Source organism: Thermus oshimai DSM 12092 (genome assembly GCF_000373145.1).
GTDB classification, from domain to species: domain Bacteria; phylum Deinococcota; class Deinococci; order Deinococcales; family Thermaceae; genus Thermus; species Thermus oshimai.
This window is the reverse complement of the sequence record NZ_KB890622.1, coordinates 49,044-64,223: the sequence shown is the minus strand read 5'-3', so window position 1 is coordinate 64,223 and position 15,180 is coordinate 49,044. Positions and strand designations below refer to the sequence as shown.

16 protein-coding genes are annotated in these 15,180 nt (G+C 69.7%); 10 read left to right on the top strand and 6 right to left on the bottom strand.

Annotation, left to right across the window (positions count from 1 at the left end; all coding sequences use genetic code 11):
- The first annotated feature begins 6 nt into the window (after positions 1–6).
- The 3 genes from udk to csaB are packed head-to-tail and all read left to right on the top strand — an operon-like array spanning position 7 to position 3,313.
- Complete coding sequence (gene udk / locus B043_RS0110585) at positions 7–636, top strand: uridine kinase (RefSeq protein WP_016329613.1); 630 nt, start codon at positions 7–9, stop codon at positions 634–636.
- Positions 633–2,333, top strand: a complete 1,701-nt coding sequence (locus B043_RS0110580; protein WP_016329614.1) for a DUF5693 family protein — start codon at positions 633–635, stop codon at positions 2,331–2,333. Before udk ends, B043_RS0110580 begins: the two co-directional genes overlap by 4 nt.
- Positions 2,318–3,313, top strand: coding sequence for a polysaccharide pyruvyl transferase CsaB (gene csaB / locus B043_RS0110575; RefSeq protein ID WP_016329615.1), 996 nt, complete (start codon positions 2,318–2,320; stop codon positions 3,311–3,313). Before B043_RS0110580 ends, csaB begins: the two co-directional genes overlap by 16 nt.
- Here the strand turns inward: csaB and B043_RS0110570 are convergent.
- Genes B043_RS0110570 through miaA form a run of 4 tightly spaced genes read right to left on the bottom strand, consistent with a single transcriptional unit; the run spans position 3,288 to position 7,414 of the window.
- Positions 3,288–4,340, bottom strand: a complete 1,053-nt coding sequence (locus B043_RS0110570; protein WP_016329616.1) for a hypothetical protein — start codon at positions 4,338–4,340, stop codon at positions 3,288–3,290. The genes csaB and B043_RS0110570 overlap by 26 nt on opposite strands.
- Entirely contained in the window at positions 4,337–5,083 is a 747-nt protein-coding gene (locus B043_RS0110565) for a 3'-5' exonuclease (RefSeq protein WP_016329617.1), read from the bottom strand. The genes B043_RS0110570 and B043_RS0110565 overlap by 4 nt, the downstream gene beginning before the upstream one ends.
- A complete protein-coding gene (gene gatA / locus B043_RS0110560) occupies positions 5,083–6,498 on the bottom strand; it encodes an Asp-tRNA(Asn)/Glu-tRNA(Gln) amidotransferase subunit GatA (RefSeq protein WP_016329618.1) in 1,416 nt (471 codons plus the stop codon). The genes B043_RS0110565 and gatA overlap by 1 nt, the downstream gene beginning before the upstream one ends.
- Before the next feature lie 7 nt (positions 6,499–6,505).
- Positions 6,506–7,414 (bottom strand): tRNA (adenosine(37)-N6)-dimethylallyltransferase MiaA, encoded by a 909-nt coding sequence (gene miaA, locus B043_RS0110555; RefSeq protein WP_016329619.1) that lies wholly within the window; start codon positions 7,412–7,414, stop codon positions 6,506–6,508.
- 18 nt (positions 7,415–7,432) lie between these two features.
- Between miaA and B043_RS0110550 the strand changes: the two genes are divergently transcribed.
- Positions 7,433–7,834 carry an Hsp20/alpha crystallin family protein gene (locus tag B043_RS0110550; RefSeq protein WP_016329620.1) on the top strand — a complete coding sequence of 134 codons (402 nt, stop codon included), beginning with the start codon at positions 7,433–7,435 and terminating at the stop codon, positions 7,832–7,834.
- Here B043_RS0110550 and B043_RS0110545 read toward each other — a convergent pair.
- Positions 7,831–8,409 carry a thymidine kinase gene (locus B043_RS0110545; protein WP_016329621.1) on the bottom strand — a complete coding sequence of 193 codons (579 nt, stop codon included), beginning with the start codon at positions 8,407–8,409 and terminating at the stop codon, positions 7,831–7,833. The two genes, B043_RS0110550 and B043_RS0110545, sit on opposite strands and share 4 nt — an antisense overlap.
- A 59-nt stretch (positions 8,410–8,468) precedes the next feature.
- Positions 8,469–8,684 carry a 50S ribosomal protein L31 gene (rpmE, locus tag B043_RS0110540; RefSeq protein ID WP_026234242.1) on the bottom strand — a complete coding sequence of 72 codons (216 nt, stop codon included), beginning with the start codon at positions 8,682–8,684 and terminating at the stop codon, positions 8,469–8,471.
- A gap of 92 nt (positions 8,685–8,776) precedes the next feature.
- Between rpmE and B043_RS0110535 the strand changes: the two genes are divergently transcribed.
- Genes B043_RS0110535 through B043_RS0110510 form a run of 6 tightly spaced genes read left to right on the top strand, consistent with a single transcriptional unit; the run spans position 8,777 to position 15,173 of the window.
- Complete coding sequence (locus B043_RS0110535; RefSeq protein WP_016329623.1) at positions 8,777–10,045, top strand: NfeD family protein; 1,269 nt, start codon at positions 8,777–8,779, stop codon at positions 10,043–10,045.
- A gap of 1 nt (position 10,046) precedes the next feature.
- Positions 10,047–11,024 (top strand): flotillin-like protein FloA, encoded by a 978-nt coding sequence (gene floA, locus B043_RS0110530; protein WP_016329624.1) that lies wholly within the window; start codon positions 10,047–10,049, stop codon positions 11,022–11,024.
- A complete protein-coding gene (locus tag B043_RS0110525) occupies positions 11,021–11,407 on the top strand; it encodes a hypothetical protein (RefSeq protein WP_016329625.1) in 387 nt (128 codons plus the stop codon). Before floA ends, B043_RS0110525 begins: the two co-directional genes overlap by 4 nt.
- Positions 11,371–12,354 (top strand): PhoH family protein, encoded by a 984-nt coding sequence (locus B043_RS0110520; protein ID WP_016329626.1) that lies wholly within the window; start codon positions 11,371–11,373, stop codon positions 12,352–12,354. The genes B043_RS0110525 and B043_RS0110520 overlap by 37 nt, the downstream gene beginning before the upstream one ends.
- A gap of 40 nt (positions 12,355–12,394) precedes the next feature.
- Complete coding sequence (lepA, locus tag B043_RS0110515; RefSeq protein WP_018461987.1) at positions 12,395–14,212, top strand: translation elongation factor 4; 1,818 nt, start codon at positions 12,395–12,397, stop codon at positions 14,210–14,212.
- Complete coding sequence (locus B043_RS0110510) at positions 14,202–15,173, top strand: sensor histidine kinase (protein ID WP_018461986.1); 972 nt, start codon at positions 14,202–14,204, stop codon at positions 15,171–15,173. Before lepA ends, B043_RS0110510 begins: the two co-directional genes overlap by 11 nt.
- Positions 15,174–15,180: the final 7 nt, after the last annotated feature.

The window sequence follows — 15,180 nt, the reverse complement described above, 5'->3', positions numbered from 1 at the left end:
GGAGGGGTGAGGAAGCGGCCCTTCGTCATAGGGATTGCGGGCGGCACCGCCAGCGGCAAGACCACCTTAGCCCGGGCCCTGGCCCAGGCCCTGGGGGCCCGGGTGGCCCTTCTGCCCATGGACCACTACTACCGGGACCTCTCCCACCTCCCCTTCCCCGAGCGCACCCGGATGAACTACGACCACCCCGAGGCCTTTGACCTGGAGCTCTACCTGGCCCACCTCGAGGCCCTGTTGCGGGGGGAGGGGGTGGAGATGCCCAACTACGACTTCAAGGCCTACACCCGCGCCCCCGGGACCGTGCGGGTGGGCCCCGCCCCGGTGGTGATCCTGGAAGGCATCCTGGTGCTCTGGCCCGAGGAGCTGAGGCGGCGCATGGACCTCAAGGTCTATGTGGACGCGGACGCGGACGAGCGCTTCATCCGCAGGCTTAAGCGGGACGTGAAGGAAAGGGGCCGGAGCCTCGAGGAGGTGGTGGAGCAGTACCTCACCCGGGTGAAGCCCATGCACCTGGCCTTCGTGGAGCCCAGCAAGCGCCATGCGGACGTGATCCTGCCCGGCGGAGGGGAGAACCCCGTGGCCCTGGCCATGCTGAAGGCCAAGGCCCTAGGGGAGCTGGCGGAGGGTGCGGCATGAGGGCCTTCCTCCAGGGCCTCCTCTTTCTCTCCTTCCTCCTAAGCCTTCCCACCTTGGGGCCCAGGCTTCAAGCGGACCGCCCGGGCCCGGTGGTCCTCCTCATGGACGGCAAGGCCCTGGAGGACGAGGCCCGCGCCCGGGGGGAGGACCTCCTCACCGCCCTAAGGCGCTACCGGGCCCTAGGGGTGGAGGGGGTGGCCTTCCCCGAGCGCTTCCTCAAGGACTGGGTGGACACAGGGGCCCTCCTCTACCGCCCGGGGGCGGAGCTAAGGGAGATGGGCCTCCCCGCGCGGCCGGGCTGGTACTACCTGAAGGGGGAGGCCTGGCTTTTGGACCTCCTGGAAGGGGCCTACGAGCTTCCCACGGAGCGGGTGGGGCCCTGGCTGGGCTTTCCCCTGGACGTAAGCGTCTTCCCCGCCTTCTACGACCTAGAGGCCATCCGGAAAGCCAAGGAGGAGGGGTTCTACGTGGCGGTGCGGCCCATCAACGCCCGCCTCCGCCGCCTGGACCCGGGCCTGCCCATCGTCCCCGAGGGGGCGGACGCGGTGGTCTTCGCGGGCCTCGAGGCCCTGGGCTACCCCTACCGGCTGGAGGAGGCGGAGGCCCTGGTCCGGGTCCCCGTGGCCCTCATTGAGGGGACGCCCCAGCCCGGCCTTGCCGCCTTCCGGGAAAAGGGGATCCTCCGCCTCTTCGGCCTGCGCTACGAGTGGCAGCTCACCCTAAGCCCGGGGGAGGCCGCGGCCAAGTACGTCCTGGCCGCGCGGGAACGGGGGCATAAGCTTCTTTACCTAAGGCCCTACCCTTACCCGGAGGACACCGAAGCCTTCCTGAAGGAAATCCGTAGGGGCCTGGAGGCGAGCGGCATCCCCCTGGGCCGCCCCGAGCCCCCCGCCTTCACCCCAAGCCCCTTCCGCCTCGCCGCCTGGGTGGGGGTCCTGGCGGGGCTTGGCCTCCTCGCCCTGGGGCTTCCCCTCTACGGGCCCTTGGTGGCGGGGCTCCTCCTCCTCTTCGCCCTGGGCTACGCGGGGGGCCAGGGGGGGGGCCTCCTCGCCGCCTTGGTCTTCCCCGTCTTGGGCTTCCTTGGGCCGCGGAACGGGCTTTGGATGTGGCTTAGGGCCCTGGGGTACGCCCTCATGGGGGCGGTCTTCCTCACCGCCTTAGGCTCGAGGCCGGAAAGCCTCCTGGGCCTTGCCCCCTTCAAGGGGGTCTCCCTCACCCTCCTCCTGCCGCCCCTCCTGGTGGCCTATAGCTTCCTGGAAAAGGACCTGAAGGCCATGCTCCTCCGGCTCTGGAACCACCCCGTGCGCCTGGGGGAGACCTTCTTGGTGGCGGTGGGCCTGGGGCTTCTGGCCCTGGCCCTCCTCCGCCGGGGGAACGAGGCCCCCATCGTCCCCGAGTGGGAACTCAAGCTTAGGAGCCTCCTCCAGGAGGCCATGGTCCGGCCCCGCTTCAAGGAGGTCTTCGGCCACGCCCTCTTCCCCTTGGCCCTCCTCCTCCCCTGGCCCCGCTGGGCGCAAAACGCCCTCCTCTTCCTGGCGGCCCTTGGGGTGGCCTCCATCCTGAACACCTTCAGCCACTTCCACACCCCCTTCCTCATCTCCCTCTTCCGCACCCTGAACGGGGCCCTCTTGGGCCTCGCCCTGGGGCTTATAGGGGTTATCCTGGTAAGGAGGCTTTGGCGATGGTGGTGGGGGTAGCGGGGTACTACGGCTTTAAAAACGCGGGGGACGAGGCCATCCTGGAGGCCATCCTGCGGGAGCTGAGGGCCCGGGGGCATGGAGCGGTGGTCCTCTCGGGCAACCCCGCCCTCACCCGGCAGGAACACGGGGCCCCCGCCTACCACCGCCTGAACCCCCTGGCCCTCCTCAAGGCGGAGCTTTGGCTTCTTGGGGGCGGGGGGCTTTTGCAGGACTTCACCAGCCGCCTAAGCCTTCAATACTACCTAAGCCTTCTCCGCCTGGCCCGGCTTTTCCGGAAGCGGGTGGTGGTCTTCAACCAGTCCCTAGGCCCCCTCTCCCCCTGGGGGGAGCGGCAGGTGGCGAGGGCCCTAAAGGGGGTTCCCCTCCTCCTCCGGGACCAGGACTCCCTGGCCTACGCGGAAAGGCTGGGCCTGAAGGCGGAACTGGGGGCCGACCCGGCCCTCCTCCTCACCCCGCCCCCAGTAGCCCGGGAGGAGGGGCTGGTCCTGGTCATCCCCCGGGCGGGGGAGGCCTACCGGGAGGGGGTGAAAACCCTCTACGCCGCGGCCAACCACCTCCTCCACGAGGGGCGGCAGGTCCTGGTCCTCCTCATGCAGCCCGGCTACGACGACGAGGTGGCGGAGGTCTTCCTCCACCACCGCATTGAGCGCACGGGGGACCCCAGGCGGGTCCTCTACCTGGCGGCCCAGGCGGGGTATGTGATCTCCATGCGCCTCCACGGCCTCATCCTGGCCGCGGCCGCGGGCACCCCCTTCGCCGCCCTCTCCTACGACCCCAAGGTGGCGGCCTTCGCCAAGGAAACGGGGGCCTACCACCAGGAGCTCCCGGGGGACCCCCTCCTCCTGGCCAAGGCCGCCCTGTACGGCCGGGGGCCGGACTGGGACAAGGTGGCCCACCTGAAGGAGAGGGCCCGGCGGAGCTTTGACCTGGCCTTAGGGGAGGCCCACCCCGTCAAGCGCCCTTCTGGACGCGGCTGAGCCGGGCCCTCACCCCTTGGGCGAAGGCCTCGAGGTCGGCCAAGGCCTCCTCCACCCCCTGCCTCAGGAGGAACTCCCCAGGGGCCAGGCGCTTGAGGAGGAGGAAGGGGGGCCCGGAGAAGAGCTCCACCCCCTGGCGGACGGTCTCCGGCAGGAGGCCCTCCTCCAGGGCCTCGGCCTCGAGGTCCGCAAGGAGGAAGACCTCCCCCAAAGGCCTTTTGGCGAGGAGAAGGAGAAGGGCCGCCACGGCCCCCCGTTCGGCGAACTCCGCCACCAGCCGGTCCTCCAGGGCCTCCACCGCCACGAGGTCCACCCGGCCCCCCTTAAGGAGGTCCTCCAGGTCCAAAGGGGAAAGGGGGAAGCGGGCCTTGAGGCGCACCAGGCGGCTTAGGGCCTCGGGGGAGATGAAGGGAAGGCCCCGGGCCTCCACCTCCCCCTTCTGGGACTCGGGGGCCAGGAGGGCGGCGTAGGCCCCCTGGGCCCGGTAGGGCTTCAGGAGGTCGGGCTCCCCTTCCCCCAGGCGCAGGAGGACGAGGCGGAGCGTCCGCCGGCCCAGGTGGGCGGTGTAGACCCAGGGGGGGCCGCCCTCGAGGGCGAAGCCCAGGCGCTTCAGGTCCTCCGTGGCCCCTGGGGGGTCTAGGGGCTCGTGGGGGAAGAGGACCTCCCGGGGGTAGGGGGCCACCCGCACCCGGCGCCCCTTGGGCTCGGGGGGCGGGGCCTTCTCCTTAGGGGGCTCGGGCCTTTCGGGGGGGCGGAAGGGGGCGCGGGGGGCCGCCTGGAGCTCCACCGCCTCCCCCCGGAAGTGGAGGAGGACCGCCTCGTTGGCCGCCAGGCGGCGCTTGGCGTAGTAGGGCCCAAGACCCCGCACCACCCCCGCCTTCCAGTCCACCTCCCCCTCGTAGACCTCCCCGTCCTCGTCCAGGAAACGGACCCGCTCCCGGCCCAGGAGGTGGGCCCGGAGGGAGGCGGTGAGGGTCATGGTGCCGTTTTGGATACACAGGCTGGTGAGGATATAACGTGCGGTCACGAAAACCTCCCTAGATCCCGCAAGGGCTTAGGCCTTCCTGCGCTCAGTATATAGTACGCCTCGTGAAGGACAAGGGCCGTGCGCTCCACGTCCCCCATGGCCCGGTGTACCCCTCTTGGGGGGAGTTCCAAAAGCTCGGAAAGGGCGTCCAGCCCGTAGCGCTTCACCCCCTTGAAGGCCCTCCGCGCAAGGCGCAGGGAGTCCACCACGGGGTTCTCCAAGGGGAGGCCCACGCGCTCCAGGGCCGGGCGGAGGAAGGAAAGGTCAAAGGGGGCGTGGTGGATCACCAGGGTGGCCCCCTGGAGAAGGGGGTAGGCCTCCTCCAAGACGGCCTCTAGGGGCGGGGCGGAAAGGAGCTCGTCGGGGTGGATGCCCGTGAGGCGCTGGACAAAAGGGCTTGGGGGCTTCCTGGTGCGCACCAGGCTCCCGTAGGCCAGGCGCCTTCCCTCCTCCAGCCGGAGAAGGGCCACCTCCATGATCTCGTTCACCCCCGGGGCAAGGCCCGTGGTCTCCAGGTCCAGGACCGCCACCGCCTCCCCCTTGGGAAAGGGGTAGCGCCACTCCCAAAGCCCCACCCCCTCCTCCCGGAAAAAGCGCCCGTCCAGGAGGGGAAGGAGGACCTTTTCCACCGGCCCCCTTAGGCCCAAGGCCTCCCCCAGGGCCTCCAGGGGCAGGGGCCTTCCCTCGGCCCGAAGCCTCCGGGCCAGGCGGGTGGCCAGGCGGTAGCGCAGGGGGCCTTCCATCAGAGGGTCTCGCCCAGAGGGGTCTTGAGATGGGCCCGGGCCGTGGCCTCCTCAAAGCGGTGGGCCACCTGGAGGAGCCGCTCGTCCTCCCCCCAGGGGGCGAGGAGCTGGAGGCCCACGGGGAGAGCCCCCTCAAACCCCGCGGGGAAGGAGAGGGCGGGGAGGCCCGTGAGGTTGGCCCCCACGGTGTAGAGGTCCTCCCGGTAGAGGGCGAGCGGGTCGGGCCGGCTCCCCAAGGGAAAGGCGGGGTGGGGCGCGGTGGGGAGGAGGAGGAGGTCCGCCTCCTGGAAGAGGGCCTTGGCCTCGGCCTTGAGCCGACGGCGGAAGGCCTGGGCCCGGGCGTAGTAGGCCTCGTAGTAACCGCTGGCCAGGACGAAGGTGCCCATGAGGATCCGCCGCTTGACCTCGAGGCCGAAAAGGGCCCGGGTCCGCCCCACCATCTCCTCCAGGTCCTCCGAGGCCACCCGGGCGCCGTACAGGGTCCCGTCGTAGCGGGCCAGGTTGGAGCTGGCCTCCGCGGGGGCCAGGATGTAGTAGGCGTTGAGGGCCAGGGGCAGGGCGGGCCAGGAGACCTCCTTCACCCGAAGCCCAAGCCCCTCAAAGACCCTTAGGGCCTCCTCCAGGGCCCGCTCCACCCCAGGGGTGTTCCCGGAAAGCCCCTCCCGCACCACCCCAAGCCTTAAGGGGGGAAGGGGCTCCTCTAGGGCCTGCTGGAAGCGGGGGGGGAGGTCCAGGCTGGTGGCGTCCAGGGAGTCTAGCCCCGCCATGGCGTCCATGAGAAGGGCGAGGTCCCGCACGCTCCGCGCCAGGGGGCCGATCTGGTCCAGGCTGCTGGCGTAGGCGATGAGGCCAAACCGGCTCACCCGGCCGTAGGTGGGCTTGAGGCCGTAGACCCCCGAGAAGGCCGCGGGCTGGCGCACGCTCCCCCCCGTGTCCGAGCCCAGGGCCAGGGGGGCCAGGTCCGCGGCCACCGCCGCCGCGCTCCCCCCGCTGGACCCCCCGGGGACCCGGGTGGGGTCAAAGGGGTTTTTGGTGGGGAAGAAGGCGGAGTGCTCCGTGCTGGAGCCCATGCCGAACTCGTCCAGGTTGGTCTTGCCGAGGACCAGAGCCCCCCTCGCCTTGAGCCGGGCCACCGCGGTGGCCTCGTAGGGGGGGATGAAGTCCTGGAGAAGGCGGCTTCCCGCGGTGGTGCGGAGGCCCTTGGTGACGATGTTGTCCTTCACCGCCACCATAAGCCCCGCAAGGGGCAGGGCGGGGTCCAGGGCCTCCGCCTCCTCCAGGAGGCGCTCGTTCAGGGTGAGGTAGGCCCCGATCCCTGGGTCCAGCTTGGCGATGCGCTCCAGGTAGGCCTGGGCCACCTCCTTGGGGGAAAGGGCCTTCCGGGCCACCTGGGCGCGGAGCTCGTGGGCCAGCATGCCCCTACTATAGCCCGAAGTGGAGGCGAAACCAGTCCCGAAGGCCCTCGTAGGCCGCCTCGCCCCCCTTCAAGAGGTAGGTCACGTCCCCAGGCTCGTGGCGGAACCAGGTGTACTGGCGCTTGGCGTAGGCCTTCACCGCCCGGATGTCCCGCTCCAGGGCCTCTTCCAGGGAATACTCCCCCCTCAGATAGCCCACCACCTCCTTGTACCCGATGGCCTGGAGGGCGGTGGGGATCTCGGGGTAGCGGGCGAGAAGCCCCCGCACCTCCTCCACCAGGCCCCGGGCGAACTGACGCCTCGCCCGCTCCTCCAGCCTGGGCCAAAGCCAGGCCCGCGGGGGGAGGAGGACGAGCTTCTTGTAACGGAACCGGGGGGGCCTTTTGGGGAAGCGGGCGGGGGGAGTCCCGGTGCGCCTTAGGACCTCCAGGGCCCGCACCAGGCGCCGGGGGTTTTGCCCCACCCGCCGGGCATCCTCCGGGCTGGCCAAGCGGAGCTCCTCTAGAAGGGGCTCCAGACCCCTTTCCCCAAGCTCCCGCCAAAGGGCTTCCTGGAGGACGGGGTCCGGCGGGGGGAGCTCGTGGAGCCCTTCGGAGAGGGCGCGGACGTAGTACCCCGTCCCCCCCACCACGAGGGGCACCCGCCCCCGGGCGAGGACCTCCGCTATGGCCCCTTCCGCCATCTCCCGGAAGCGGGCCACGCTCATGGCCTCGCTGGGCTCCAGGACATCTATCAGGTGGTGGGGCACCCGGGCCCTTTCCTCGGGCGTGGGCTTATCCGTGCCGATGTCCAGCCCCCGGTAGACGGTGGTGGCGTCGGCGGAGACCACCTCCAGGGGAAGCTCCTCCCCAAGCCTCAGGGCCAGGAGGGTTTTGCCGCTTCCCGTGGGACCCAAAAGGGCGGGAATCGCCTGCACATCCCTTATGCTAAGGGCATGCTGGAGCGCCTGGACCGCCTGGAAACCCTAAGAAAACTCCGGGAGCTGCAGGAGCGCATCGCCGAGCTGGCCTACCAGCTCACCGGGGAGGAGCCCGCGGCCTGGAGCCCACGGGTGGACCTCCTGGAGGACGAGGAGCACTACGTCCTCCTGGTGGACCTCCCCGGGGTGCGCCCCGAGGACCTGGAGCTTTTGGAGGAGGGGAGCCGGGTCACCCTGGCCGGGGTGCGCCACCCCCTCCCCGGCACCTACCTCCTGGAGGAACGGCCCATGGGCACCTTCCGCCGCACCCTGGACCTGCCCGGGCCCATAGAGGAGGGCACCGCCCAGGCGAGCCTCCGCCAGGGGGTTTTGGAGGTGCGCTTCCGGAAGAAGAAGGGAGGGGTCCTCCCCCTCTAGGGCAGGACCCGGTGGCAGCCCCGGCAGCGGGGCTCGTAGTGCTCCTTGGCCCCCACCAGGATCACGGGGTCGGAGTAGCGGGCGGGCTTCCCGTCCACCAGGCGCTGGGTGCGGGTGGCGGGGGCCCCGCACCGGGGGCAGATGGCGGTGAGCTTCTCCACGAACTCCGCCCGGGCCAAAAGCTCGGGCATGATGCCGAAGGGCTCCCCCCTGAAGTCCAGGTCCAAGCCGGCCAGGATCACCCGCACCCCCCGCCCGGCCAGGGCCTCCGCCAGGCCCACCAGGCCCCGGTCCAGGAACTGGACCTCGTCCACGGCCACCACCTCGGGCAGGGGGGAGAGGTGGGCCTCCATCTCCTCCGCGCTCCCCACGGGGATGGCCTCTATGCGCTCCCCGTCGTGGCTCACCACGGCCTCGAGGTGGTAGCGGTCGTCCAGGCGAGGCTTGAAGACCAGGACCTTCTGCCTTGCGATGAGGGCCCGCTTCACCCGCCGGATGAGCTCCTCGCTCTTCCCGGAGAACATGGGCCCCACGATGACCTCAATCCAGCCGGGGCGGTGGAAGACGGGGGGCATACCGGAGGGCCATTTTAAACCCCCCGCCTGGGCCCAGGCGGGGGGACGGGGGCCTTCCCTTAGCGGCCCTTGCGGTAGGAGTCCCCGAAGCGGCGCTGGAAGCGCTCCACGCGCCCCTCGGTGTCCACGAAGCGCTGCTGGCCGGTGTAGAAGGGGTGGCACTTGCTGCAGACTTCCACGTGGATCTCGGGCTTGGTGGAGTAGGTGTGGATGACGTTGCCGCAACCGCAGATGATGCGGGCCGGAACCAGCTTGGGGTGGATGCCTTCCTTCACGTTCGCCTCCTCCCGCACGGTCTTGGCCGTGCGCAAAAACCATGGTCCAGTCTACAGGGAAAAGCCCCCTCCCGCAAGGGGAAGCGTATAGAATGGAGGCGGTGAAACGGCTCCTTGCCCTAGCCCTTTTCCTCTCCCTGGCCCTGGGGAAGACCTACCTCATCCCCATCCAGGGGGAGATCGACCCGGCCCTGGCGGTCTTCGTGGAGCAGGCCCTGGCCCGGGCGGAAGCGGAGGGGGCCAGCGGGGTGGCCTTCCTCATAGACACCCCCGGGGGGCGGGTGGACGCGGCCATCCGCATCTCCGACCGCATCCTGCAGACCCCCCTGCCCACCCTGGCCGTGGTGCAGAACGCCTTCTCCGCGGGGGCGCTCGTCGCCCTATCCTGCCAGCAGATCGCCATGCTCCCGGGCTCGGAGATCGGGGCCGCCCTGCCCGTGGTGGCCCTCCCCTTCCAGGAACCCGAGGCCGCGGACCAGAAGGTGATCTCGGCCCTCAAGGGGAAGTTCCGGGCGGTGGCCGAGGCCCGGGGGCGGCCGGTGAACCTGGCGGAGGCCATGGTGGACCCGGCCCTCGAGGTCCCCGGGCTTTCCGCCAAGGGGGAGCCCCTCACCCTCTCCGCGGACAAGGCGGTGGAGCTCAAGGTGGCGGACTTCAAGGCGGCAAGCCTGCAGGAAGCCCTGAGGCAGGCGGGCCTTTCGGGGGAGGTGGAGCGGCTCACCCCGGGCCCCCGGGTCCAGGTGGCCCGCTTCCTCACGAGCTCCGCGGTGGCGGGGCTGCTTCTCGCCCTGGGGCTTCTCCTCCTCCTCCTGGAGCTCTTCACCCCGGGGTTTGGGGTCATGGGGGCTTTGGGCCTCGCCCTCCTCGGCCTCTACTTCGCCGGGGGGTGGCTGGCGGGGCTTTCCGGGGCCTTTGAGCTGGTCCTCTTCTTCCTGGGGGTGGCCCTCCTCCTGGCGGAGGCCTTCCTCTTCCCCGGGTTCGGCCTGGCGGGGGCCCTGGGGGTGGGGGCCATCCTGGCCTCCGTCTACTTCACCTTCGGGGAGAACGCCCTCTGGGTCATCGCCATCGCGGTGATCGCCCTGGGGCTTGGCCTCCTCCTGGTCTTCCGCTACCTGCCCAGAACCCGGCCCGCCCAGGCCCTGGTCTTGGAAAGCGCCATCTCCGAGCACGCCGCAGAGGAGGCGGTGGAGGTGGGTAGCCTTGGCGTGGCCCTCACGGACCTGAGGCCCGGGGGCGTGGGGCGGTTTGGGGCCAAGCGCGTGGACGTGGTGGCCAACCGTGGGTTCATCCCCAAGGGCACCCCCATCCGGGTGGTGGAGGTGCGGGGGCCCACGGTGCTGGTGGAAGCGGTGGAGGAATAGCATGGAAGGAATCGGTCTCATCTTTCTGGCCTTTGTTGTCCTCGTCCTGGTCTTCCTTTTCTTCAGCTTTATCCCGGTGGGCCTTTGGATCTCCGCCTGGGCCGCGGGGGTGCGGGTGCCCCTCATCACCCTGGTGGCCATGCGCCTACGGCGCGTACCCCCCGCCAAGATCATCTACCCCCTCATCAAGGCCACCAAGGCGGGGCTGGACGTGCGCCTGGACCGCCTCGAGGCCCACTACCTGGCGGGGGGCAACGTGGACCGGGTGGTGGACGCCCTCATCGCCGCGGACAAGGCGGGCATCCGGCTCACCTTTGACCGGGCCGCGGCCATAGACCTGGCGGGCCGGGACGTGCTGGAGGCGGTGCGGGTCTCCGTGAACCCCAAGGTCATCCAGACCCCCATGGTGGCCGCGGTGGCCAAGGACGGCATCCAGCTATTGGCCACCGCCCGGGTCACGGTGCGGGCCAACATTGACCGGCTGGTGGGCGGGGCCGGGGAGGAGACCATCATCGCCCGGGTGGGGGAAGGCATCGTGACCACCATCGGCAGCGCCAACTCCCACAAGGAGGTCCTGGAAAACCCCGACCGCATCTCCAAAACCGTGCTGGACAAGGGCCTGGACGCGGGCACGGCCTTTGAGATCCTCTCCGTGGACATCGCCGACGTGGACGTGGGGAAGAACATCGGGGCCCAGCTCCAAATAGACCAGGCGGAGGCGGACAAGAAGATCGCCCAGGCCAAGGCGGAGGAGCGGCGGGCCATGGCCGTGGCCGCGGAGCAGGAGAACCGGGCCCTGGTGGAGGCCATGCGGGCCAAGCTGGTGGAGGCCCAGGCCCAGGTGCCCCTGGCCCTGGCGGAGGCCCTGAGGCAAGGAAAGCTGGGGGTGATGGACTACTACCGCCTGAAGAACATCGAGGCGGACACGGACATGCGGGAGTCCATCAGCCGGGCGGCCAAGCCCGAGGGTGAAGAATGAGCCTGGACGACCTTTTGGGCCTCCTCTTCCTCCTCTTCTTCATCGTCCTGCCCGCCCTGCAGGGGCTCTCCCGAAAAGCGCCCCCGCCCGGCTTCCCCCTGGACCTCCCCGAACCCGAGCCCCTGCCCCCGGCTCCAAAACCCCGCCCCAAAAAGCGCCCCAAGCCCCCGGAACCCCCCAAAAGGCCCCTCGAGGCCACCCCCGAACCCCTCCGCTCCCTGGAAGCCGCCCCCCGCGAGGCCCTTAAGGTCACCTTCCGGGAAGCCCAAGAAGAGGTGGAAACGCCGAGGAAAAAGCGCCCGCGCCTTCTAAGCATGGAAAAAAACGAGATCCTCAAAGGCATGGTATGGCACGAGATCCTGAAACCGCCCAAAGGCTGGTAATCCCCTTAAGGCCCCAGGAAACCCTGGCCTTTTTGGGCCAGGCGGACCGGAACCTGAAAACCCTCCGCCGGCTCTTCAAGGAAGCCTTCGGCGATCGGCTCAAGCTGGTGGCCCGGGGGGAGGCCCTGGAGCTCTTAGGGGACAAGGAGGCGGTGGAGGTGGCGGAGAAGGCGGTGCGGGACCTCCTGGCCCTCCTCCGCCAGGGGGCCGAGCTGGACGAGCCCACCCTGGAGCAGGCCGTGGCCCTGGCCCTCTCTGGGGAGGGGCTTTACCAGGCCACCACCCCGGAGGTGGGCCTGGCCCTGCCCGGCAAGCTCCGCCCCAAGACCCCGGGCCAGAGGCGGTACGTGGAGGCCATCGCCGAGCACGACATCACCTTCGGCATCGGCCCCGCAGGGACGGGCAAGACCTATTTGGCGGTGGCCATGGCGGTGAGCCACCTTAAGGCCCGCAGGGTGAAGCGCATCGTCCTCACCCGGCCCGCGGTGGAGGCGGGGGAGAAGCTGGGCTTTTTGCCGGGGGACATCCAGGCCAAGGTGGACCCCTACCTGAGGCCCCTCTACGACGCCCTCTTTGACATGATCGACGCGGAGCGCTTTGAGCAGTACCTGCAGTCGGGGATCATCGAGGTGGCCCCCCTGGCCTTCATGCGGGGCAGGACCCTGAACGACGCCTTCATCATCCTGGACGAGGCCCAGAACACCACCCCCGAGCAGATGAAGATGTTCCTCACCCGCATGGGCTTCTCCTCCAAGATGGTCATCACCGGGGACATCACCCAGATTGACCTGCCCAAGCACCAGAAGTCGGGGCTGGTGGAGGCCCTTAAGGTCCTGAAGGGCATAGAGGGCATCGCCTTCGTCTACTTCAAGGAGTCCGACGTGGTCCGCCACCCCCTGGTGGCCCGCATCATCAAGGCCTACGAAAGCTACCAAGGGGAGGGCTAGCGCCTTGACTTTGGCCCTCTAAGCCTTGAGGATTAAAGGGATGGAAGACCGCCCGATCCGCAACTTCTCCATCATCGCCCACGTGGACCACGGGAAGTCCACCCTGGCCGACCGCATCCTCCAGGCCACCCAGGCGGTGAGCGAGCGGGAGATGCGGGAGCAGTTTCTGGACTCCCTGGAGCTGGAAAGGGAGCGGGGCATCACCATCAAGGCCAGCGCGGTGCGGGTCTTCTACCGGGCGAAGGACGGGAAGACCTATACCCTGAACCTCATCGACACCCCCGGGCACGTGGACTTCACCTACGAGGTCTCCCGGGCCCTGGCGGCGGTGGAGGGGGTCTTATTGGTGGTGGACGCCAGCCAGGGGGTGGAGGCGGAAACCCTGGCCAAGTTCTACATGGCCCTGGAGCAGGGGCACGTCATCATCCCCGTGATCAACAAGATTGACCTCCCCAACGCCCGGCCCCTGGAGGTGGCCCTGGAGCTGGAGGAGGTCTTGGGCCTGCCGGCGGACGAGGCCATCTTCGCCTCCGCCAAGACGGGGGAGGGGGTGGAGGAGATCCTGGAGGCCATCGTACAGCGCATCCCGCCCCCCAAGGGGGACCCGGAGGCCCCCCTAAAGGCCCTCATCTTTGACTCGGTCTACGACGCCTACCAGGGGGTCATCCCCTACCTCCGGGTCTTTGAGGGCCGGGTGCGCCCGGGGGACCGGATCCGCATCTTCTCCACGGGGAAGGAGTTCATCGTGGACAAGGTGGGGGTCTTCACCCCCCAGGGCCTCACCCCCACGGAGGAGCTCTCGGTGGGGGAGGTGGGCTGGGTCACCGCGGCCATCCGGGACATCCACGACGTCCAGGTGGGGGACACCATCACCCTGGCCCACCGTCCCACGGACGCCCCCTACCCCGGCTTCCGCCCCGCCAAGCCCGTGGTCTTCGCCGGGCTTTACCCCGTGGACACCGGGGACTACGGCCGGCTCCGGGAGGCCTTGGAGAAGCTCAAGCTGAACGACGCCGCCCTCCAGTTTGAGCCGGAAACCTCCACCGCCTTGGGCTTCGGCTTCCGCTGCGGCTTCCTGGGGCTTCTCCACGCGGAGATCGTCCAGGAAAGGCTGGAGCGGGAGTTCGGCCTCGAGCTCATCGCCACCGCCCCCAGCGTGGTCTACCGGGTGCGGCTCAAAAACGGGGAGGAGGTGGAGGTCCTAAACCCCGCGGACCTTCCCGACCCCACCCGCATCGAGGAGATCCTGGAGCCCTACGTGCGCCTTACCATCTTCACCCCGGAGGCGTACGTGGGGGGCATCATGGGCTTGGTCCAGGAAAAGCGGGGGAGGCTTCTCGCCATGAACTACCTCCCCGGGGCGGAGAAGCGGGTGGAGCTCATCTACGAGGTCCCCTTTGGGGAGATCCTCTACGACTTCCACGACCGCCTGAAAAGCCTCTCCCGGGGCTACGCCTCCATGGACTACGAGCAGATCGGCTACCAGCCCGGGGACCTGGTGAAGGTGAACATCCTGGTCCACGGGGAGCCGGTGGACGCCCTCACCTTCATCGCCCACCGGGACAAGGCCTACACCATGGCCCGGGCCATCGTGGACAAGCTGGCCGAGGTCATCCCCCGCCAGCTCTTTGAGGTGCCCATCCAGGCGGCCATCGGGGGGAAGATCATCGCCCGGGCCACGGTGAAGGCCCTCCGCAAGGACGTCCTCGCCAAGTGCTACGGGGGGGACGTGACCCGGAAGAAGAAGCTCCTGGAAAAGCAGAAGGAGGGGAAGAAGCGGCTCAAGGCCATCGGCAAGGTGGAGGTGCCCCAGGAGGCCTTCTTGGCCGTGCTCTCCGCGGGGAAGGATGAGTCTTAGGGCCCGGCTTGCCCTCACCATCGCCCTTTTGGCCTTTCTGCCCAACCTGGTCCTGGCCCTCCTTCTGGGGCACCCTTCCCCCAGCCTTTTCCTTTGGCTCCTCCTGGTGGCCCTGGTCTCCGGAGGTATAGGCTACCTCCTGGCCAACAGCCTCCTCAGGCCCCTCACGGAGCTCACCCGGGCGGTGACCTACCTTTCCCTTAAGGAAGGCCCCCTCCACGAGCTCCGCCTCCCCCCGCCCAAGGAAGCCCCGCCTTCGGAGATCGCCCTCCTCCGGGCGCGGTTTGAGGAGCTTCTCGGCGGGGTGCGGAGGCTTTTGGAGGAGCGGGAGGCCTACTACGGGGCCCTGGCCCACGACCTCAAGACCCCGCTCCTTTCCGCCCTAAGGGCCCTGGAGTACCTGGAGAAGGCGGACGGGATCGGCAAGGAGGCCCGGGTGGCCCTCCTGAAGGAGGTCAAGGCGGAGCTCGCCCGGGGGTACGGCCTGGTGGAGAACCTCCTCGCCCTCTCCCGCCTCGAGGCCCGCCCCCTCTCCCCCGAGACCCTGAACCTGAGGGCCCTGGCGGAAGACCTCCTCCTCCGCTACCGCAAAGCCGCGGAGGAGCGGGGGCTTAGGCTTTGGGCCGAGGGGGCGGGAAGCGCCCGGGGGGAGCGGGTCCTCCTGGAACGGGCCCTCGCCAACCTCCTGGAAAACGCCCTCCGCCACGCCAAAGGCCGGGTGCGGGTGCGGGTGGAGGAGGGGGCCTTGGTGGTGGAGGACGACGGGGAGGGCCTTCCCCTCCCCCTGGAGGCCCTGGCCCAGCCCTTCCGGCAGGGGCCCGGGAACCGGGGGGGAAGCGGGCTTGGCCTCTACACCGCCAGGCGGGTGGCCGAGGCCCACGGGGGGCGGCTTTGCGCCGGCCAAAGCCCCTTAGGCGGGGCCGCCCTGCGGCTTGAGCTCAGGCCGGGGAACCGGATCTAAGAAGCTT

Bases quoted from the DNA above. Each gene is read 5' to 3' on its own strand.
- floA (WP_016329624.1), top strand. From the start codon at position 10,047: ATGGAAGGAATCGGTCTCATCTTTCTGGCCTTTGTTGTCCTCGTCCTG.
- B043_RS0110535 (WP_016329623.1), top strand. From the start codon at position 8,777: ATGGAGGCGGTGAAACGGCTCCTTGCCCTAGCCCTTTTCCTCTCCCTG.
- B043_RS0110550 (WP_016329620.1), top strand. From the start codon at position 7,433: ATGCTGGAGCGCCTGGACCGCCTGGAAACCCTAAGAAAACTCCGGGAG.
- B043_RS0110565 (WP_016329617.1), bottom strand. From the start codon at position 5,083: ATGGAAGGCCCCCTGCGCTACCGCCTGGCCACCCGCCTGGCCCGGAGG.
- B043_RS0110525 (WP_016329625.1), top strand. From the start codon at position 11,021: ATGAGCCTGGACGACCTTTTGGGCCTCCTCTTCCTCCTCTTCTTCATC.
- B043_RS0110520 (WP_016329626.1), top strand. From the start codon at position 11,371: ATGGCACGAGATCCTGAAACCGCCCAAAGGCTGGTAATCCCCTTAAGG.
- csaB (WP_016329615.1), top strand. From the start codon at position 2,318: ATGGTGGTGGGGGTAGCGGGGTACTACGGCTTTAAAAACGCGGGGGAC.
- B043_RS0110510 (WP_018461986.1), top strand. From the start codon at position 14,202: ATGAGTCTTAGGGCCCGGCTTGCCCTCACCATCGCCCTTTTGGCCTTT.
- B043_RS0110580 (WP_016329614.1), top strand. From the start codon at position 633: ATGAGGGCCTTCCTCCAGGGCCTCCTCTTTCTCTCCTTCCTCCTAAGC.
- lepA (WP_018461987.1), top strand. From the start codon at position 12,395: ATGGAAGACCGCCCGATCCGCAACTTCTCCATCATCGCCCACGTGGAC.
- gatA (WP_016329618.1), bottom strand. From the start codon at position 6,498: ATGCTGGCCCACGAGCTCCGCGCCCAGGTGGCCCGGAAGGCCCTTTCC.
- B043_RS0110545 (WP_016329621.1), bottom strand. From the start codon at position 8,409: ATGCCCCCCGTCTTCCACCGCCCCGGCTGGATTGAGGTCATCGTGGGG.